Origin of the sequence: Halorussus marinus (assembly GCF_004765795.1) — an archaeon.
GTDB lineage: Archaea > Halobacteriota > Halobacteria > Halobacteriales > Haladaptataceae > Halorussus > Halorussus marinus.
Genome location: NZ_SBIV01000006.1, coordinates 105,026 through 122,666 on the forward strand (window position 1 = coordinate 105,026; position 17,641 = coordinate 122,666).

General features: G+C 69.4%; 19 protein-coding genes. 11 read left to right on the forward strand and 8 right to left on the reverse strand.

The window, feature by feature from the left end; genetic code table 11:
- Positions 1–7: 7 nt before the first annotated feature.
- Positions 8–886 (reverse strand): homoserine kinase, encoded by an 879-nt coding sequence (locus EPY72_RS12865; protein ID WP_134671313.1) that lies wholly within the window; start codon positions 884–886, stop codon positions 8–10.
- Between the two features lie 119 nt (positions 887–1,005).
- Between EPY72_RS12865 and EPY72_RS12870 the strand changes: the two genes are divergently transcribed.
- Entirely contained in the window at positions 1,006–2,394 is a 1,389-nt protein-coding gene (locus tag EPY72_RS12870; RefSeq protein ID WP_135806682.1) for an NAD(P)/FAD-dependent oxidoreductase, read from the forward strand.
- A gap of 31 nt (positions 2,395–2,425) precedes the next feature.
- Here EPY72_RS12870 and EPY72_RS12875 read toward each other — a convergent pair whose 3' ends face one another.
- On the reverse strand, positions 2,426–3,772 hold the full coding sequence (locus EPY72_RS12875) for a hemolysin family protein (RefSeq protein WP_135806683.1): 1,347 nt from the start codon (positions 3,770–3,772) through the stop codon (positions 2,426–2,428).
- 5 nt (positions 3,773–3,777) lie between these two features.
- Entirely contained in the window at positions 3,778–4,371 is a 594-nt protein-coding gene (locus EPY72_RS12880; protein WP_135806684.1) for a DUF6149 family protein, read from the reverse strand.
- Positions 4,372–4,476: 105 nt separating this feature from the next.
- Here EPY72_RS12880 and EPY72_RS12885 point away from each other — a divergent pair, with 105 nt between their 5' ends.
- The 7 genes from EPY72_RS12885 to EPY72_RS12915 all read left to right on the forward strand — a co-directional run bounded on the left by EPY72_RS12885 (position 4,477) and on the right by EPY72_RS12915 (position 9,441).
- Positions 4,477–5,718: an NAD(P)/FAD-dependent oxidoreductase gene (locus tag EPY72_RS12885; RefSeq protein ID WP_134671317.1), complete on the forward strand. Its 1,242-nt coding sequence runs from the start codon at positions 4,477–4,479 to the stop codon at positions 5,716–5,718.
- 81 nt (positions 5,719–5,799) lie between these two features.
- Positions 5,800–7,320, forward strand: coding sequence for a PAS domain S-box protein (locus tag EPY72_RS12890; RefSeq protein WP_135806685.1), 1,521 nt, complete (start codon positions 5,800–5,802; stop codon positions 7,318–7,320).
- A 109-nt stretch (positions 7,321–7,429) separates the two neighbouring features.
- Entirely contained in the window at positions 7,430–7,666 is a 237-nt protein-coding gene (locus EPY72_RS12895) for a DUF7120 family protein (protein ID WP_134671319.1), read from the forward strand.
- Positions 7,667–7,779: 113 nt separating this feature from the next.
- Entirely contained in the window at positions 7,780–8,016 is a 237-nt protein-coding gene (locus EPY72_RS12900) for a DUF7979 domain-containing protein (protein WP_135806686.1), read from the forward strand.
- A 44-nt stretch (positions 8,017–8,060) separates the two neighbouring features.
- On the forward strand, positions 8,061–8,474 hold the full coding sequence (locus EPY72_RS12905) for a DUF7124 domain-containing protein (protein WP_134671321.1): 414 nt from the start codon (positions 8,061–8,063) through the stop codon (positions 8,472–8,474).
- Between the two features lie 97 nt (positions 8,475–8,571).
- Positions 8,572–9,105 carry a DUF5815 family protein gene (locus tag EPY72_RS12910; RefSeq protein WP_135806687.1) on the forward strand — a complete coding sequence of 178 codons (534 nt, stop codon included), beginning with the start codon at positions 8,572–8,574 and terminating at the stop codon, positions 9,103–9,105.
- A 96-nt stretch (positions 9,106–9,201) separates the two neighbouring features.
- Positions 9,202–9,441, forward strand: a complete 240-nt coding sequence (locus tag EPY72_RS12915; RefSeq protein ID WP_134671323.1) for a hypothetical protein — start codon at positions 9,202–9,204, stop codon at positions 9,439–9,441.
- Here EPY72_RS12915 and EPY72_RS12920 read toward each other — a convergent pair.
- Positions 9,405–10,364: a diacylglycerol/lipid kinase family protein gene (locus tag EPY72_RS12920; protein ID WP_135806688.1), complete on the reverse strand. Its 960-nt coding sequence runs from the start codon at positions 10,362–10,364 to the stop codon at positions 9,405–9,407. The two genes, EPY72_RS12915 and EPY72_RS12920, sit on opposite strands and share 37 nt — an antisense overlap.
- Before the next feature lie 53 nt (positions 10,365–10,417).
- Here EPY72_RS12920 and EPY72_RS12925 point away from each other — a divergent pair, with 53 nt between their 5' ends.
- Complete coding sequence (locus EPY72_RS12925; protein ID WP_135806689.1) at positions 10,418–11,152, forward strand: CehA/McbA family metallohydrolase; 735 nt, start codon at positions 10,418–10,420, stop codon at positions 11,150–11,152.
- A gap of 71 nt (positions 11,153–11,223) precedes the next feature.
- On the opposite strand, the gene EPY72_RS12930 is transcribed toward EPY72_RS12925, so the two are convergent.
- The gene (locus EPY72_RS12930) at positions 11,224–11,637 is read right to left on the reverse strand and encodes an Lrp/AsnC family transcriptional regulator (RefSeq protein ID WP_134671326.1); all 414 of its coding nucleotides are present in this window, start codon (positions 11,635–11,637) and stop codon (positions 11,224–11,226) included.
- A 102-nt stretch (positions 11,638–11,739) separates the two neighbouring features.
- Between EPY72_RS12930 and carA the strand changes: the two genes are divergently transcribed.
- The gene (gene carA, locus EPY72_RS12935) at positions 11,740–12,798 is read left to right on the forward strand and encodes a glutamine-hydrolyzing carbamoyl-phosphate synthase small subunit (RefSeq protein WP_135806690.1); all 1,059 of its coding nucleotides are present in this window, start codon (positions 11,740–11,742) and stop codon (positions 12,796–12,798) included.
- A gap of 27 nt (positions 12,799–12,825) precedes the next feature.
- Here carA and EPY72_RS12940 read toward each other — a convergent pair whose 3' ends face one another.
- Positions 12,826–13,821 carry a metallophosphoesterase family protein gene (locus EPY72_RS12940; protein ID WP_168216041.1) on the reverse strand — a complete coding sequence of 332 codons (996 nt, stop codon included), beginning with the start codon at positions 13,819–13,821 and terminating at the stop codon, positions 12,826–12,828.
- Positions 13,822–14,013: 192 nt separating this feature from the next.
- On the opposite strand from EPY72_RS12940, the gene EPY72_RS12945 reads away from it, so the two are divergent.
- Complete coding sequence (locus EPY72_RS12945; protein ID WP_135806692.1) at positions 14,014–14,907, forward strand: Vms1/Ankzf1 family peptidyl-tRNA hydrolase; 894 nt, start codon at positions 14,014–14,016, stop codon at positions 14,905–14,907.
- A 13-nt stretch (positions 14,908–14,920) separates the two neighbouring features.
- Here EPY72_RS12945 and EPY72_RS12950 read toward each other — a convergent pair whose 3' ends face one another.
- Together EPY72_RS12950 and EPY72_RS12955 are read right to left on the reverse strand one after the other, a co-directional pair.
- Positions 14,921–15,733, reverse strand: a complete 813-nt coding sequence (locus EPY72_RS12950) for a TrmB family transcriptional regulator (RefSeq protein WP_134671330.1) — start codon at positions 15,731–15,733, stop codon at positions 14,921–14,923.
- Positions 15,734–15,790: 57 nt separating this feature from the next.
- Positions 15,791–17,491, reverse strand: a complete 1,701-nt coding sequence (locus EPY72_RS12955; RefSeq protein WP_135806693.1) for a DUF255 domain-containing protein — start codon at positions 17,489–17,491, stop codon at positions 15,791–15,793.
- Positions 17,492–17,641: the final 150 nt, after the last annotated feature.

The window sequence follows — 17,641 nt, forward strand, 5'->3', positions numbered from 1 at the left end:
CGACTTTTTATCGATAGATCTCCGCGCCCGATCCGACCTCGGTCGGGTAGGCGCGGGCGTCGACGCCCGCCTCCGAGAACCCCTCGACCATCGCGGCCGCCACCTCGCGGCGGTCGCCGGGCCGACACACCGCCAGCACCGACGGCCCCGAGCCCGAGACCGCGATCCCGGTCGCGCCCGCCTCGCGGGCCGCCGACTCGACCGCCTCGTAGCCGTCGATGAGTTCGGCGCGGGCGGGCGTGACGACCGGGTCGGCCATCCCCCGCCCGACGAGGTCGGGGTCGTCGCGGGCCATCCCGGCGACCAGCGTCGCGGCGTTGCCCACCGTCTCGACCGACTGATCCATCGTCACCGAGTCGGGGACGACCCCGCGGGCATCCCGGGTCGAGACGACGGTCTCGGGGAGACAGACCACCAGCGAGAGGTCGGCCTCGAGCGTCGTGATCCCGTCGTCGGTGACGATCGTGAACCCGCCGAGGATCGCGGGCGCGACGTTGTCGGCGTGGGCCTCGCCCGAGACGGCGGCCTCTCCCTCGGCGGCGACCCGGACCAACTCCTCGTCGGAGAGTCCGCGGTCGTAGAGTTCGTCTAGCGCGACAGCGGTCGCGGCCGCGCTCGCCGCCGACGAGCCCAGCCCCGAGGAGGGTCTGATCCCCTTGTCGATCTGGATGCGGGCCGGCGCGTCGAGCTCTCGGGCGACCACGCCCGCGGTGTTGTCGGCCGGGTCGGTCGGGATGAACTCCGCGCCAGCGCCCGTGATCTCGATCGTCGTCTCGCGGGCTCGCTCGACCCGCACCACGTCGCCCGGTCGGACGAGCGCGACCCCGAACACGTCGAAGCCGCTCCCGAGGTTCGCGCTCGTCGCCGGTGCCCGCACCGTTAGCATGTCCGACCGTTACGGGGGCCCCCGCAAAAACCTGCCGGGAGCCGGTGGCCCCGGCGATCCGCGCCGGCGGCCGGCGAGCTTCAACAAGACCTTTGGCCGCCCGCGGCGAACCCGGTGGCATGAAAGGTGTCGTCGGTGGGGGAATCGCGGGCCTCGCGGCCGCCTACCGCCTCCAGAAGCACGGTCACGACGTGCAGGTGTTCGAAGCCAGCGACCAGATCGGCGGCCTCGCGGCGACGTACCAGACCCGGGGCGACCAGATCGAGAAGTTCTACCACCACCTCTCGGCGACCGAAGAGACCATCGTCGACCTCATCGAGGAGCTCGGACTGGCCGACGATCTGGTGTGGCCGATCGGCAAGAACGCCTACTACATGGAGGGGACCGTCTACCCCCTCGACAAGCCGTGGGAGATCGCGGCGTACCCGTACATGAGCGTCTACGACAAGTTCCGGCTCACGATGCTCACCCAGGAGATCGACGTCCGGGGCGGGGTCCCGAAGTTCGACACCTACGACGACCTCGAAGCGTTCGAGGACGTTCCGATCAAGGAGTTCCTGCTTGAGCACACCTCCCGTGGGGTGTACGAGAACTTCTTCGAGCCGCTGCTCGACGCGAAGTTCGGCGACCGCAAGGAGGACGTGAGCGCGGCGTGGCTCCTCGGGCGCATCAAGTTCCGGGGCGAGCGCGACCTCCTCCGGGGCGAGCCGCTCGGGTACCTCGAAGGCGGGTTCGGCCGCTTACTCGACGCGCTCGTCGCGGCGGTCGGCCGAGAGAACATCACCACCAACGCCCGCGTCGAGGGGCTCGGCATCGAGGACGGCGCGGTCGGCGAGCTCACCGTGGCGGTCGAGGACGGCGCCGGCGCCGACGGTCCGGACGCGGCGGCCCACGCGGAGGCCGACGGCGGGACGACGACTCGGACGCACGCGGTCGACGACGTGGTGGTCGCGGCGATGCCCAACGTCCTCGAAGACCTCACCGGCTACGAGTGCGACATCGACTTTCAGGGGGCGGTCTGTGCGCTCGTGACGATGGAGGAGTCGCTCACCGACACGTACTGGCTCAACATCGGCCACGACGCCCCGTTCGGCGCGCTCATCGAGCACACCAACTACGTCCCGCCCGAGCGCTACGGCGGCGATCGACTGCTGTACGTCGCGAGCTACATTCAGGACTACGAGGAGGACCTCTGGCAGATGGACGACGACGAGATCGAGGCGCTGTGGCTCGACCACATCGAGGAGATGTTCCCCGACTGGGACCGCGACAGCGTCTCGCAGTTCCGGCTCGCCCGGAACCCGCGGGCCGCGCCGATCTACGAGCGCGGGTATCTCGACACGGTCGTCCCCTACGACCTCGCCGAGGAGGTCGCCGACGGCGTCTACTACGCCGGGATGGCGAGCCGAGCCCAGTACCCCGAACGGAGCCTGAACGGCGGCATCCTCGCGGGCTACGAGTGCGCCGACCGGATCGTCGACCGGAAGGAAGTCGTCCGGACCGAGTAGATCCGATCCGTCCGGAACGCGCGACGATCGGTCACTCGGTCGGCTCTTCTCCGGGGGGCTCTTCGGACTCGGCTTCCCGCACGAGCACCTTCGAGACACGGGCGCCCTCGACCCGCACGACCTCGAACGCGTAGCCGCCGGCCTCGATCCGGTCGCCGACCTCCGGGGCGCGCCCGAGCCGGTCGAGCACGAGCCCGCCGACCGTCCCGAAGTCGTCGATCTCGACGTCGGCGTCGAGTTCGTCGTTGACTTCCGAGATGGTGACGGTGCCGTCGACGGCGTAGCTCCCGTCTTCGCGGGCCTCGATCGACGGCTCGCGGGCGTCGACGTCGAAGTCGTCCCGGAGATCTCCGACGATCTGCTCGACGAGGTCTTCGACCGTGACGATTCCCTCGAACGATCCCCACTCGTCGATGATCGCCGCCATCTGGTTGCGCTCGCTCTGGAACTCGGCCAGCAGGTCGTCGATCCGGCCGGTCTCTGGCACCACCGGGAGCTCGCGAGCGAGGTCGCCGGCGGTCGCGTCCGACGGGCCGTCGCTCGACTCGCCGGCCCGCAACACGTCTTTCACGTCGACGAAGCCGACGACCTGATCGTCGTCGGCCTCCAGCACGGGGTAGCGGGTGTGGCCCTCGTCGATGATGACCTTGCGGAGGTCGGCCAGCGAGAGGTCGGCTCGGACGCTCACCACGTCCGGCTGGGCCACCATGACCTCCCGCACCGAGGTGTCGTCGAGCTCGAACACCTGTTCGATCATCTCGACCTCCGCCTTGTCGATGTTGCCCTGACTCCCCGACCGCGACAGCACCATCAGGATCTCCTCTTCTTCGAGGGTCTCTTCGGTCTCGGAGGCCGGCGGGATGCCGAGCAGTCGGGTGAACGCGTTCGCCGTGCCGTTGAACACGACGAGCCCCGGCAGGAACACGTAGTAGAAAAAGCGCATCGGGGGCGCGACGAACAGCGAGAGCTGTTCGGCGCGCGCGATCGCGATGGTCTTGGGCGCCAGCTCCCCGAAGACGACGTGGAGGAACGTGATGGTCCCGAACCCGATCGCGAACGCCGCGAGGTGGATCAGGTCCGGCGGGAGGATCGAGCCAAGAACCGGCTCGATCAGCGCCGCGACCGCGGGCTCGCCGACCCACCCGAGCCCGAGCGACGCGATCGTGATCCCGAGTTGCGTGACCGCCAGATAGTCGTCGAGGTGTTTGAGCTCTTCCTGAAGCAGTTTCGCGCCCGACCGGCCCTCCTCGACGAGGCTGTCGACCGACGTCGACCGGACCCTGACGAACGCGAACTCCGCCGCGACGAAAAAGCCGTTGAGGACGACCAGAAACAGGGCGAACAGAACGCGACCGACCGAGAACGCGACGTCTACCATCCGGGTTACGCCTCGGCGTTCTCGTCACTGACGCCCGGCGCCTGACTCACGTCCACGTCCTCGGGCTCCTCGCCGCCGCCGACGCGGACCTCGCCGTCGGGACCTTCGACGTACACGTCGTCGGCGAAGCCGCCCTCGGCGTAGGGGTGTTCGGGCTCGGCGAGCTTCTCGGGAGTCGAGGGGGCCTCGGGGATGTCGCTCGGGGGCGCGAACTCCCCGAGCGGGTCGTCGATGGCGATGCCGTGTCGTTCGAAGAACGTCTCGTAGCGCTCGTAGTGGTCGCCCAGTTCGTCGACCGGGAACTCCATCATCTCGGTCCAGCCGTGGTTGTAGAAGTCGAAGTTGGCCTGGATGTGGGTGATCTCGCGGGCCTCGGCCTCGGGCGCGCCGTCCTGGAGCGCGGCGAGGTAGGTGTCCATCGTCGCGTCGAAGAAGGCGTCGAGGTGCTCGCGGCGCTCCTCGCGGCGCTCGGCGTCGGCCTTCCCGAGGAAGATGTCGGTGTGCATGTCGACGAGCTTCCCCTTCACGAGGTCCGAGACCATCGGGAGTTCGAGTGCCTTCTTCGATGCGAAGTGGCGGACGTTCTGGTTTATCTTCATCACCCGAGAGTTAGGGCCGAACTCCTAAAAGATCGTTTGTTCGTGACTGTCTGTCACGATAGACAGATAGCAATCCACTTTAACCCCGACACTGAACGTTCGGCTATGAGCGATTCGTACGTGATAATCGGCGACGGCATCGCGGGGAGTTCCGCTGCCGAGACCCTCCGAGAGGAGGCCCCCGACGCCGATGTGACAGTCATCACCGACGAAGGTGAGGCCCTCTACAACCGCATCCTCATCAAGGAGTTCGCCAAGGGGAAGCTTCCGGAGGCTCCCATCTCGATCCACGAGCCCGACTGGTACGAAGAGCGGGACATCGACCTCGAACTGAACACGTTCGTCACCGAGGTCGACCCCGACGCCCGCGAGGTCCACACCCACGACAGCGGCACCTACGAGTACGACAAACTGCTCGTGGCGACCGGCGGCACCCCGACTCAGCTCCCGGTCGAGAACAGCGACGCCGAGGGTATCCACCACTTCTGGACGTTCCAGGACGCCCGGAAGATTCAGCAGGACGCCGCGGTGGCCGACACCGGCGTCGTCGTCGGGGCGGGACTGCTCGGGATCGACCTCGCGGCGGTGTGTGCCGCCCAGGACGTCGACGCCAAGTACATCATGCGGGGCAACCGCTGGTGGCGCTACGGGCTGAGCCTCGACGGCGCCGAGATCATCCACGACGCCCTCGAAGAGAAAGGCGTCGACCTCGTGCTGGAGAGCGGCGTCGAGCGCTTCGAGACCGACGACGACGGCGCGGTCGTCTCGACCGTCGACGCGAACGGCGAGACGTTCGACAGCGAGTTCGTCGGCGTCGCCATCGGGCTGAACTTCAACACCGAGTATCTCCAGGGCGCCGGCATCGAGGAGGACAACGGCATCGTCGTCGACGAGTACATGCAGACGAACGTCGACGACATCTACGCCGCCGGGGACATCACCCGCTACTACGACACCATCCTCGACGAGCACGCCCAGAACGGCTCGTGGGGCTCGGCGAAAGAGCAGGGCCAGATCGCGGCCAAGAACATGGCCGCCGACGAGGAAGTCGAGTCGTTCCGGTGGGTCTCCTCGTACTCGATCACCCACTTCGACTTCCCGTTCCTCTCGTTTGGCTTCCCGACGCTGGGCGACGACGAGTGCGAGCGCAAGTACAGCGACACCGAGTGGCGCCGCCTCGCGTTCAAGGACGGCAAGCTGGTCGGCGGCGTCCTCATCGGCGACATCGCCCCGCAGGGCAAGTACAAGGACCTCATCCGCCAGGAGGCCGAGGTGGCCGACCAGAAGGAGGTCCTCCTCGAAAAGGAGTTCGACCCCGAGAACCTCGCGATCCGCCAAGAGCAGTAACCCGACCCGTTTTTTCGAATCCGATCGCCCCGGCCCTGTTGGCCGGCGTCCTTATCAGCGTCCGCGCCGAACGTCGCGCCGATGGGGGAGTTCTCTCCGGCCGAGGAGCGCGACGAATCCGACGCCGACGACCCGCGACTGTCGGGCGCGGCGCTCCTCGACGCGGTCGCCGACGGCGTCTACCAACTCGACCGCGAGGGCCGGTTCGTGGCGGTCAACGACTCGCTCGCAGACCTGACTGGCCACTCGCGGTCGTCGCTGGTGGGCAGTCACGTCTCGCGGGTTCTCGACGTGCAGGACGTCGTCGGAGCCGAGACCGCCATTCGAGAGCTGTTGGTCGGCGAGTCCCGCGACGAGATCCGGCTCACCTGCCCGGTGTTCACCGCAGGCGGCGACACCGTGGCGTGTGAGGTGCGGGCGAGTCCGATCCGGCTCAAGGGGGAGTTCCGCGGGACCGTCGGGGTCGTTCGCGAGGTCGACGACGCCGACGCCCCGGGAATCGATGACGTCGGCGAGCACCGGCAGGCGTTCGACGCGCTCGCGGAGGCGTCGGCCGACGGCATCATCATGCTCGACGACGACAGCACGGTCCGGTACGCCAACCCCGCGGTCGAGCGCATCCTCGGCTACGAGCCCGACGAGCTCGTCGGCGCCTCGAAGATGACGATCATCCCCGAGCGGCTCCGGGAGGTCCACGCCGAGGCGCTCCAGCGGTACCTCGAAACCGGCCGCAAGCACATCGACTGGACCTACGTCGAACTCCCGGGGCGCCACGCCGATGGCCACGAGGTGCCGCTCGCGGTCTCGCTCAACGACTTCGAACACGCCGGCGAGCACTACTTCGTCGGCACCTTCCGGGACATCTCCGATCGCAAGGCGGCCGAGCGCGAACTCGAACGCCAGAACGACCGGCTCGAACGGTTCGCCAGCATGCTGGCTCACGAGCTCCGCAACCCCCTCGAGATCGCACGGGTGTCGGTCGAACTCCTCGACGGCGGCGACGAGGCGACCCGCGAGGAGATCGCGGACGCGCTCGGACGCATCGACGAGATCATCGACGTGTTGCTGGCGATCGCCCGCGACCGCGAGCTGATCGAGGGCGTCGAGGCGGTCGCGCTCGCCGGCGTCGCCGCCGACGCGTGGGCCGACATCGAGACCGGCGCGGCCACGCTGGAGAACGACGCCGAGGCGGTGGTCCGGGCGAACCCCAGCCACCTCCGCCATCTGCTGGAGAACCTGTTTCGGAACGCGATCGAGCACGGCTCGACCAGCGACGGTCCTTCGGACGACGGCGACTCGGAACCCGACTCCGCCGACTCCGACGACGCTCCGGTGACGGTGCGGATCGGCGACCTGTCGGACCCCGACCCGAGATCGGACGCGCCCGTCGGGGGCTTCTACGTCGAGGACACCGGCTCGGGCATCCCCGAGTCTCAGCGCGCCGCCGTCGCGGAGCCGGGTTTCACCACCGACGAGGCCGGAATCGGTCTCGGGCTCACCTTCGTCGCCGAACTCGCGGCGGCCTACGGCTGGGAGTGGTCGATCACCGAGAGCGAGGCGGGCGGCGCCCGCTTCGAGTTCGTCGGCGTCGGGCTCGCGTGAGCCACCGCCCGATCCACGAGTCGGGCCACTACTCTCTGGTCGCCGCGGGCGGCGGCGGAATCGAGACCCAACCCAACGTTGTTGTGGCTGGGGACAGAAGGTGGGCGGTATGCCCCAACTCGAAATCGACCTCACGGACGACATGGACATGCAGATCGACCAGCTCGTCTCCCAGGAGGAGTTCGTGGATCGACAGGAGGCCCTCGAAGAGATGCTCTCGCTCGGGATCAAGGAGTATCAGACGACCATGGGCACCGACACGCGCGACGAGATGGAGTTCGCCGACGAGATGATGGAGACGACCGAGCGGTCGCTCGGCGAAGACGACGACGGCTATCGGTTCTGAACGCGCCCGTTCTCGGCGCCGAGTCGCTCCGTCGCTGTCCCGTTTTTTGTCCGGTCGATTGCTGTTAGGAGAAGATTTAAGTGTTTCCATGGTGTTTGTTACCTTGTAGCACGATGGCAACGAACACGACATCCGGTTCGGACGCTCGAACGCTCCGCGTCCGTCCCATCGACGACGTGCCGCCGGACCGCCCGGTGTGGCACTTCGACGAACTGCCCGAGCGCGCACAGCAGTTGCTCGCCGAACGAGACGACCGCGGCTGCGTCGCGGTCACGCCCGACCTCGCGTCGGCGTTCGCCGACGAGCCGGTCGTCGTGTTCTCCGAGTACCTCCTGATCGAGTCGGCCTGACCCGGACCGAAGGCGTTTTGCCCGCCACGCGCCCAACGGGGAGTATGAACGGAAGCGGCGAGATGACCCTGGCCTTCGAGCTCTCCGCGCTGAAGGAGCTGGCCGAGCCCGGGACGGTGTTCGAGGACGCCCGGCGGTGGAGCGAGTACGTCGGGGTCATCTCCGAGCAACCCACCTACGTGGTGACCAACTTCACTCGGAAGAACCGCATCCGACAGGACTTCTTCTCGGGGCCGAAAGGCCGGGGCGAGAGCCTCGACAGCGTCGGCGAGCAGTTCGACACCGACCGCCACGTCTTCGTCGGCGTCGACGACGAGGACCGCGCGCTCGCCGAGGAGTACGACTGGGAGTACCTCGACGTGACCGAGGCCGCCGAGGCCGCCGAGTGGCGACTCGCCGACGACGCCGACGACGAGCCCGACGCGGCCGACGACGACCAGCGCGACGACTGGCCCTGAGCCGGCGCCCCCGATTTCGCGGGCGTTCCCCGCCGGTTTCGCGGGCCGCCCGACCGCAGTCGCGGCGTTTAAACGCCCGAATCTCTAAGTGCGTCCCATGGCAGAACCGCGCGTTCCGGGCGGCCGCGGGGCCGAACTCGATCTCCCCTGCGGCGAGTCGGTCCACGTTCACGACCTCGACATGGGCATGCGAGAGTACGATTGTGCGTGCGGGGCGTCCCACGCGGTCGTCACCGACATCCACCCGCCGTCACGTTTCTTCCCCGAGTTCCTCGTCGACATCCTCAGAGAGACAATCGAGACCGACGACGACATGGGAGAGTTCGGTACCACCCACCTCATGGGGATCGTCTTAGAGGAGTTCCCGGGCGAGGTCGCCACCGAGAACGTCGAGGAGGATCAGGACGTCGGCTACGCGCTGGTGTGGGTGTCCGACTTCGACTCGCGGCGCCTCCACGAGATCGTGGTCGAACTCGTGGTCGAACTGATGGAGCACGCGCTGAGCCACGCCGACAGCGACGAGGCGATGACCCAGTTCGAGGCCGACATGCTCGATTTCGACGTGACCGAGTTCGTCGACGAGTACCGCCGCGAGCGCGACTTCTCGGGCCCCCACGACACCCCGGCCTGACGCGGTCGGGCCGATCGATCGACACCTCGGCGCCGGGACCGCCGTCAGACGCCCGACTGACTGAACACTAAGTGCGATTCGACCGAACCTCGCGGTATGGTCGAGCGCGCGAGAGAGTACGATCGGATCCGCGCCGTTCTCGCCGAGGCCGACCCGGACGAACCGCTGACCGCCAACGAGATCCTCCAGTTGCTCGACGCCTCCGACGGGGCGTTCGACAGCCCCCACCGGGTCGCCACCGTGCTGGGACGGCGCGCCCGCGAGGGCGAGGTGACGGTCATCCGGTCGTCGCCGTACCGCTATCGGCTCGACCCCGCGTCGGGGTCTGGCTCGTAGGCGTCGCCGACACACAGCTCCAGGGCCTTCGGTCTGGTCCGGAGCGCGAGCGACTCGTAGTCGCGGATTTCGCCGTCGAAGCTGAAGCTGACCGGGCTGTCGCGCCTGACGGTCACGTCCAGTTCCGCGGCGAGCAGGCGAGTCACGTTGTCGGTCTCGTCGCCGAACAGCCGCTTGATAGCGGCCTCCTCGAGCAGTTCGACGGTCGGGACCTGCTCGACGATGGTCACGTCGAGCAGTCCGTCCTCGACGTCGGCCTGCGTCCGGCCCTCGTCGGGGAACCGCCGGGCGTTACCGACGAGGACGGCGACGGCCTCGCCGCCCCATGTCCGGTCGCTCTCGGACCCGGTCGCCTCGACCCCCAGCGGGAGGCCGTCGAACTCCCGGGCGGTTCGCAGGCCGCTGATGACGTAGGCGAGCATCCCGAACCGGGCCTTCATCTCGGCGGAGGCCGAGGCGCTGGCGTCGGCGGTCACACCCGCGATACAGGAGTTCAGGAAGATCCGGTCGTTGCCGGTCCCGAGGTCGATCCGCCGGCGCTCGCCGTGCTCGGCGACCTCGAAGGCGTGAGGCGCGTCCTCGACGCCGACGTTCTGGGCGAAATTGTTGCCGGTCCCGGTCGGGACCACCCCGAAGGTCGTCTCCTCAAGCGCGTCGGCGGCGTCGAGCCCGCGGACGGCTTCGTTGAGCGTCCCGTCGCCGCCCGCCGCGAGCAGGAGGTCGGCGCCGGCCGCGCCGGCGATCCGACCGAACGCGAGCCCCTCGCCCTCGGCCTGGGTCTCCAGTACCGTGTAGCCGTAACTGTCGGCGAGTTCGCGCACGCGCTCGCGGTGGTCGGCGTCCCCGCTCTCGGGGTTCAACACCACCACGCGGTCGAGCGGCTCGGTCCCTGCGGTCGCGGCGTCGTCCCCGTCCCCCGACATGTAGCCCCGTTCGGGGCAGAAAGACAAAGGTCTACCGGCGCGTCACCCAGTGCGTGCTCGCAGTCGACCTACACGCTCACACGCGGTTTTTCCACGGCCACGAGGACGCCGCGGCGGCCTTCGATCCGCTCGGCGTCCGCCTGCTCGCGGGCGTCGCGCGGGCCCGCGGGCTGGACGGCGTCGCGCTGACCAACCACGACTACTACCGCGAGTTCGACCTCGGGGGATCGGAGGCGTTCGCGACCACGATCCCGGGCGTCGAAGTCACGACCACCCACGGACACGTCCTCGTCGTCGGCCCGGACCCGCCGCGCCGGACCGCTCCCGGCGAGCTCACGCCCGAGGAGACCGTCGAACTGGCCCACGACCGGGGCTGTGTGGCCATCATCGCCCACCCGTACCGCAACAGCACCGTCCGGAACGTCGAGGCCGACTTCGACGCCATCGAGGTCAACGGCAAGCATCCCCGGACCGAGGAGTGGGTCCGACGGCTGGCCGAGACCCACGACCTCCCGATCGTCGGGGGGAGCGACGCCCACTACCCCGTCGAGGTCGGCCGGGCGTACACGAAGCTCGACCTCGGGACGAGCGGCCGGCCAGGCGCCGCCGAGCTCACGCCCGAAGCGGTCGTCGACGCGATCCGGGACGGCCGGGTCGAGTCGCGGGTGAGCCGCGGGCCGATCAACCGAGGCGTCCGGTGGCTCTACCGGGAGATCCACGAGGACAAGGGGTACCTCCAGCGCCCCGAGTGGGCCGAGTCGCCGGGCGTGGGCGAACCGCCGAAGTAGCCCGGCGAGCGCCCTGTGTATTGGGGCGGCGCGTCGCCGGGCGATTCGGGGGCGGCGCGGCGCGCTGTCTCTCACCCCAGTTTTTCGTCGAGAATCAGTCGCGTCTTGGTGTTGACGACCTCCTCCAGTTCGCGGGCCTTCGTGATGAGTTGGTTCACGCTCTGGGTGTCGGCGGCGTCGACGACCAACACGATGTCCTCCTCGCCCGAGACCTGCCAGACGAAGTCGACCTGCTCCCAGTCGGCGACCCGCTCGCCGAGGTCGGCGGTGTTGACGTCGACCGCCACGTCGAGTTCGATCATCGCCTTCACGTTCCCGGTCCGGGTCGAGACGGTGAACCGTTCGATGACCCCCTCCTCGGTCAGCCGATCGACGCGGTTGCGCACCGTCCCCTCGGACGTCCCGACTTCGTCGGCGATCTCGGTGTAGGGCTTTCGGGCGTCTCGGCGCAGTATGGTCAGAATCTCGCGGTCCAGTTCGTCCATCGAGGTGCGAACGTAGACGGCGGGAACACTTGACGATTACGAAATTCGTAATCTCGCTACGAAAGCAAGGTTTATGACGCCGGGTTTCGTATGAATCTCGTAATGCCGGACGCATACGTAGCGCTGGAGGGCGGCAGCGTCGTGGCGGCGCGCTGTCGCGCTCCGGGCACGTCCCACGGAGAACTGGTGTTCACGACAGCCTACACCGGGTACGAAGAGAGCCTGACCGATCCTTCCTACGAGGAGCAGGTCCTGACGTTCTCGTACCCCCTGATCGGGAACTACGGCGTCCGATCCGAGCGGTTCGAGAGCGAGCGCGTCCACCCCCGCGCGGTCGTCGCTCGCGAACTCACCGAGGACGTGGCCGAGTGGCTCGCCGAGGAGGGCGTGCCCGCGGTCGATCGCCTCGACACCCGCGATCTGGTTGGCCAGATACGGGAGGGCGGCGCGATGAAGTGTGGCATCTCGGCCGGCCCCGACGCCTCCGAGCAGAAGGCCCGCGAGGCGCTCGCGGACTGTCCCGGGATGAGCGACCACACCGACATCGGCGCGCAGGTCAGCGTCGCCGAGGCCCAGACTCGCGGCGACGGGTCGACCGACGTCGCGCTCGTCGACTGCGGCGCGAAGGGGAGCATCGCCCAGTCGCTGGTCGAGCGCGACGCCACGGTCCACGTCCTGCCGTACGACACCGCGCCCGGGGAGGTCGCCGACCTCGACCCCGACGTGCTGTTCATCTCGAACGGCCCCGGCGACCCGGCGAACTTCGAGGCCGCCCAGTCGCTGGTCGAGGAGTTCGCGGGCGAGATTCCGCTGGCTGGAATCTGTCTCGGCCAGCAGATCATCGCTCGCGCGCTCGGCGGGTCGACCGAGAAGATGGACTTTGGCCACCGCGGCGTGAACCAGCCCGTTCGGGACCTCCGGACCGACCGGGTCGTGATGACCACTCAGAACCACGGCTACACGGTCGCCGATCCCGGCGAGCTCGAAGTCACGCAGGTCAACGTCAACGACGACACGCCCGAGGGGCTCGAAAGCGACGCCCTCGACGTGTTGACCCGCCAGTACCACCCCGAGGCCAACCCCGGCCCGAACGACTCGCTGGGCTTTTTCGACGACGTGCTGGAGCTGGCCGACTGTCGAACGCCCGTGGCCGCCGACTGATCCGGCTACCCCTTCTGTTCTCCCGATCTATCGCTCGTCGACCAGCGGTAGGTCCGCCAGTTGGGCCTCGACCATCTCGCAGACGTCCGCGCTCCGGGTCGAGTGATCCCGCGCGAGCTCGCGGGCCTCGGCGAGTCCCGCCTCGTCGGCGACCGGGACCTGTCGGAGCGTCGTCCCTCCGGGACCGATCTCCGCGAGCACGTAGGCCTGCGGGAACGACGACAGCGGCGGGCAGATCAGCCCCCGGAAGTCGCCCGACATCGCCGCCGGGAGGTGGACGTGTCCCGAGACGTGCAGCGCGTCGTGGCCCGCGAGCGCGTCGGCGAACGCGGTCGCGTCCCCGACCGGCGGGTGAGGCGCGTAGCCGTCGGCGCCCACCCGCGCGTCCAGCCCCGGGAGGTTGTGGTGCGAGACGACGAGCGGGGCCTCGGCGTCGGCGAGTGCGCCGTCGAGCCACTCGCGCTGGCCGGCCGAGATCTCGCCGTCGTGGGTCGCGTCGAGTTCGCCGTCAGGCGCCGTCGCACTGTCGAGTCCCAGCACGTCGACGCCGCCGAGCCGCGCCCGGAACGGGAGCCCGTCGGGCGTGAACCGGGCCTCGAACGAAGCCACGGGCGGCGTCTCGTGCTCGTCGAACGCCTTGGGAACGTCGTGGTTGCCCGGCACCGCGACGAACGGCGCGTCCAGCGCTCCGAGGAGGTCGGCGACTCGCTCGACGTCGTCCGGCCGGCCGTCCTCGGTGAGGTCGCCCGTGAGAACGACGCCGTCGACCCCGCGCGCGTCGGCGTCGGCCAGCGCGGCCCGGAGTCGGGCCTCTGTCCGGTGGAACGCTTTCCAAGTCCCCGTCTTCGCGGTCGAGACGTGCGGGTCCGAGACGACCGCCAGCGCCGTCTCGGTGTCGGCTCGCGGGCGGGCGAAGCGAGCGAGCGTTCGGGCGCCCGCGGACTCGCACGTCGTCGAGGTCTCGGCGCCGTCGGCGTTCGTCCCGTACTCCGTTTCGGGTCGCCCCCGGTCTTCGGTTCGCATCTCGATCGGGACTACCGGGCAGAGAGATATAAGGATGACGCACATAATATATATTCAATACCATATGATATATAGATAATAGCGCCCGAGAGCCGATGTCCGGCGACACCGACACCACCCGAGAGTCGCGGGCCGGCGACGCCCCCGGCGCAAGCAGAAACTACAAGGCGCCCGCGTGCGCCCTTTCGGCGAATGCTCGACCGACTGCTCGGGCGCGCACGGCTCAAAGAGCGCATCGAGGAACTCGAAGAGGAAAAGCGCCACCTCGAACGCCGCGCGGAGGCCGAGGAGGAGCGCCGGGCGGAGGCCGCCACCGCGCGGCAGGCGGCCGAGGAGCGGGTCAACCGCCTCGAAGACCGCATCGCCGAGCTCGAAGACCGGGTCGAGCGCACCGAGAGCGACGCCCCCGATCTGGAGTTCCGCGGCGTCGAGACGGTGCGGGGCGACCGACTCGACGAGGTCCTCTCGCGGCTCGAATCGGTCGAGACCGACCCGGAGGGCGCGCTGACCGCGATGGTCGGTGCGGGCGGCTCCCGCCCCGACGCGGTCGAGGAGGCCTTTGGCGATCGGGCCGCGCTGGTCGACCGGGCCCGGCCCTGTCTCGCGGTGGCCGACGACGCCGGCCTCGTGAGCGCGGCGCTCGCGCCCCCGGTCGCGCCCGCCCCGTTCGCCGAGTGGGACGCGGGCTTCCGACTCGAACGGAAGTGGTTCCTCCCGACCGGTCGGTTCGCGCTCGCGCTCGTGCGCTCGGATCTGTTCGCGGTCGGCACCTACCAGGGCCGCGAGCGGGTCGACTTCGAGGGGTTCGAGAGCGACGTGAAAGCCGACCACTCGAAGGGCGGCTTCTCGCAGGGCCGATTCGAGCGCCGCCGGGACGCCCAGATCGACGAGCACCTCGAACAGGCCGAGGCGGCGCTGGCGGCGGTCGACGCCGACCGCCTGTTCGTCGTGGGCGAGTCGACGCTCTTGGGGGAGTTCGACGACCGCGCGGACGCGACCGCGGCCGTGGACGCGACCGGCGACCCGGAGGCGGCGCTCGACGACGCGTTCGGCGCGTTCTGGACGACGCGGCTCTACCGGATCTGAGAGCCCCGCCGGCTCACGAGCCGCCGATAGAGAGCGGTTCGGCCGCCTCCCATCGGGGGGCGAACTCCTCGCGGACGTCCGCGGCGAACTCGGGGTCCTTGAGGTCGATCATCGCGAACGGCTCGCCCGGGTTCAGGGGGTTGACGACCTCGATACAGACCTCCACGCTGTCGATGAGGTTGAACGTCCCCCGGAGCCCGTCGACGGTGCGGACCGCGAACGTCGAGCGGTCGGCGAGGCGCTCGGTGTAGCGCCTGCCGACGCTCGGCGGGAGGGTGTCGACGAGATCCGGCGCCATCAACAGCGAGATCTCGACCCCCCGGTCGAGCGCGGCTTCGAGGTGTTCGGCCACCCGGTCGCCCACGCTCCCGAGGTCGAACTGGGCCGACGACCGCCCGACCACCATCACGATCCGGCGGTCCGCGGCGTCGAGGCGCTCGATCAGCAGGTCGACCGACTCCTCGGCGCCCACCGACGCGGTCCAGAACTGCTCTTCGAGGGGCTCGGCGGCCTCGAGCTCGTCGGTGAGGGTGTCGACGATCTCCTCGTACTGCTCGGCCTGCTCCTCTAACTCCGCGAGCTTGTCCTCCAGTAGTCGGTTGAGCGCGGTCTCGGGCTCGACCGCGACGTACTTTTTCGGGCGGCTCGCGCTCTGGGACCGCACCAGGCTGTGGGTTTCGAGGCTGGAGAGGACGTCGTAGATGCGTCCCATCGGGACGTCGCTCGCGCGTGACAACTCTTTTGCAGTTGTCGGCCCCGCGTCGAGAAGCGATCGGTAGGACCGAGATTCGTACTCGGAGAGGCCGAGGTCTCGTAGACTCGCCATACGCCTCGACATTACGCTCCCGACATATAAACTCCCGGCCCGTTTGTTGATCCGGGGCTACTGGGTCGCCTCGCCGACGAGTTGGCTCAGTTGCGCGGGGTCGCTCGCGGTCCCCGCTCGCTCGCCGTCGACGACGACGTGAGCGGTCCCGGCCTCGTACTCGCGGTCCCGGAGCTCTCCGACCGCCGGGATCACGACCTTCTCGTGGTCGGCGACCCGGAGCGCGGCCCGGTGGAGGTCCGACCCCGCCGGGTCGGCGACCTCGATCACGAGCGGCTCTCGGCAGAGCCGGGCGGCCGCGGTCGCGTAGCTCGCGACCTGCACCCCGAAGCGGTCGGCCGCGCCCGCGAACGCCGCGACCGCTTCGGCGGCGGCCTCGCGGTAGCGGTCCTCGCCCGACAGGATCGCGAGGTCGATCAGCGCGTCCGCGAGTTCGGCGTTGCCGTCGAGCGGTCGGAGCGGTCGGTCGAGCAGTCCCGGCCCCGACCGGGGACCGTCGACGAACGCCCCGGTGTCCTCGTCCCGGAGCGCCTCGAGCGCGCGGTCGGCAACCTCGCGGGCGGCCCCGAGGGACGCCGCGTCGCCGGTCACCTGTCGGGCGGTCGTCAGCGCGCCGAGGAGGTGGGCGTGGTCGGCGAGCAGGTCGGTCTCGCCGGTCCGACCGTCGGCCCGAAAGTGGGTGATCGCGCCGTCCGCGACCAGTTCGTCGAGGACGTGATCGAGCGCGCGCTCGGCGTACGTCCGGGCGCGCTCGTCGTCGGTGTACGCGTGGAGGGTCAACAGCGCGTCGGCGGCCATCGCGTTCCAGTCCGCGAACGCGGTGGCGTCGACCGCCGGCGGGTCGGCGGCCTCGCGGTCGCTCGCCGGCCGGTCGTAGTAGCCCGGCTCGTCGGCCTCGCTCTCGGAGTCGTCCGGGGCGTCTGGCTCGTCGCCGGGCGCCTGACTCCCGGCGAACGACTCGCCCGTCCAGAGCGTCGTCGTGAGGTACTCGACCGTCCGGTCGGCGGGCTCGCGGTACTCCGCCTCGCCGGTGTAGAGGTACGCCTCGGCGAACGCCCGGACGAGCGCGGCGTTGGTCGACAGCAGTTTCTCGTGGTGGACGTCGGTCCAGTCTCGCCCCTCGGCGAACCGGAAGAACCCACCGTCGTAGTCGTCGAAGAGGTGCTCGCGGACCGCCGTGAGGCTCGCCAGCGCCTGCTCGCGCTCGCGCTTCAGGGCGAACTCCGCGGTGCGGGCGAGCGGGAACTTCTCGCTGTCGCCCCACCCGCCGAACTGGTCGTCGAACTTCTCGCCGAGCTGGCCCGCGACCAGCCGCTCGATCTCCGGCGACAGCTCGCCGGCGGGCGGGTCCTCGCGCAGGCTTCGCGGGACCCGGGCGGCGTCCCGACCCTTGTGGGTCCAGAGGTCCCGGACGCGCTCGACGACCTGCCGCATGCCGTCGACTCCGAGGTAGGTCGCGCCGGTCAGCGTCTCGCCCTCGGGGGTGAGAAACACGTTCGAGGGGAACCCGCCGACGTTGTACCGCTCGCGGACCCGCGGCTGGCGGTCGATGTCGACCCGAATCGGGACGAACGAATCGTTGACGTTGGCCGCGACCATGGGGTTGCTGTAGGCCTCCCGGTCCATCCGGTGACACCACGAACACCACGTCGCAGACAGCGAGAGCAGGACGGGCTTGTCGGCCGCTCGGGCCTCCTCGAAGGCGTCGGCGCCCCACTCGCGCCACTCGACTTTGGTTCGCTCGGCGCTCTCGTTCATCGGTACCCCACGGTTCGTGTCTGTCTGGGATGGGTCTTGCTATACTCGCGCGGCTCGGCGGGCGGTCGGACTCGGGGCAAGAGAGCAGAAGGACCGGCGCCCCGCGGCCGGTCGGGCCGCGAGGAGTCGAACGGGCGCGGTCCTCCTGCG

Coding starts and splice junctions, on each gene's coding strand:
- carA (WP_135806690.1), top strand. CDS start 11,740: ATGCCGGACGCATACGTAGCGCTGGAGGGCGGCAGCGTCGTGGCGGCG.
- EPY72_RS12950 (WP_134671330.1), bottom strand. CDS start 15,733: ATGGCGAGTCTACGAGACCTCGGCCTCTCCGAGTACGAATCTCGGTCC.
- EPY72_RS12880 (WP_135806684.1), bottom strand. CDS start 4,371: ATGAAGATAAACCAGAACGTCCGCCACTTCGCATCGAAGAAGGCACTC.
- EPY72_RS12955 (WP_135806693.1), bottom strand. CDS start 17,491: ATGAACGAGAGCGCCGAGCGAACCAAAGTCGAGTGGCGCGAGTGGGGC.
- EPY72_RS12945 (WP_135806692.1), top strand. CDS start 14,014: ATGCTCGACCGACTGCTCGGGCGCGCACGGCTCAAAGAGCGCATCGAG.
- EPY72_RS12890 (WP_135806685.1), top strand. CDS start 5,800: ATGGGGGAGTTCTCTCCGGCCGAGGAGCGCGACGAATCCGACGCCGAC.
- EPY72_RS12875 (WP_135806683.1), bottom strand. CDS start 3,772: ATGGTAGACGTCGCGTTCTCGGTCGGTCGCGTTCTGTTCGCCCTGTTT.
- EPY72_RS12870 (WP_135806682.1), top strand. CDS start 1,006: ATGAAAGGTGTCGTCGGTGGGGGAATCGCGGGCCTCGCGGCCGCCTAC.
- EPY72_RS12895 (WP_134671319.1), top strand. CDS start 7,430: ATGCCCCAACTCGAAATCGACCTCACGGACGACATGGACATGCAGATC.
- EPY72_RS12900 (WP_135806686.1), top strand. CDS start 7,780: ATGGCAACGAACACGACATCCGGTTCGGACGCTCGAACGCTCCGCGTC.
- EPY72_RS12940 (WP_168216041.1), bottom strand. CDS start 13,821: ATGCGAACCGAAGACCGGGGGCGACCCGAAACGGAGTACGGGACGAAC.
- EPY72_RS12915 (WP_134671323.1), top strand. CDS start 9,202: ATGGTCGAGCGCGCGAGAGAGTACGATCGGATCCGCGCCGTTCTCGCC.
- EPY72_RS12885 (WP_134671317.1), top strand. CDS start 4,477: ATGAGCGATTCGTACGTGATAATCGGCGACGGCATCGCGGGGAGTTCC.
- EPY72_RS12920 (WP_135806688.1), bottom strand. CDS start 10,364: ATGTCGGGGGACGGGGACGACGCCGCGACCGCAGGGACCGAGCCGCTC.
- EPY72_RS12865 (WP_134671313.1), bottom strand. CDS start 886: ATGCTAACGGTGCGGGCACCGGCGACGAGCGCGAACCTCGGGAGCGGC.
- EPY72_RS12930 (WP_134671326.1), bottom strand. CDS start 11,637: ATGGACGAACTGGACCGCGAGATTCTGACCATACTGCGCCGAGACGCC.
- EPY72_RS12910 (WP_135806687.1), top strand. CDS start 8,572: ATGGCAGAACCGCGCGTTCCGGGCGGCCGCGGGGCCGAACTCGATCTC.
- EPY72_RS12905 (WP_134671321.1), top strand. CDS start 8,061: ATGAACGGAAGCGGCGAGATGACCCTGGCCTTCGAGCTCTCCGCGCTG.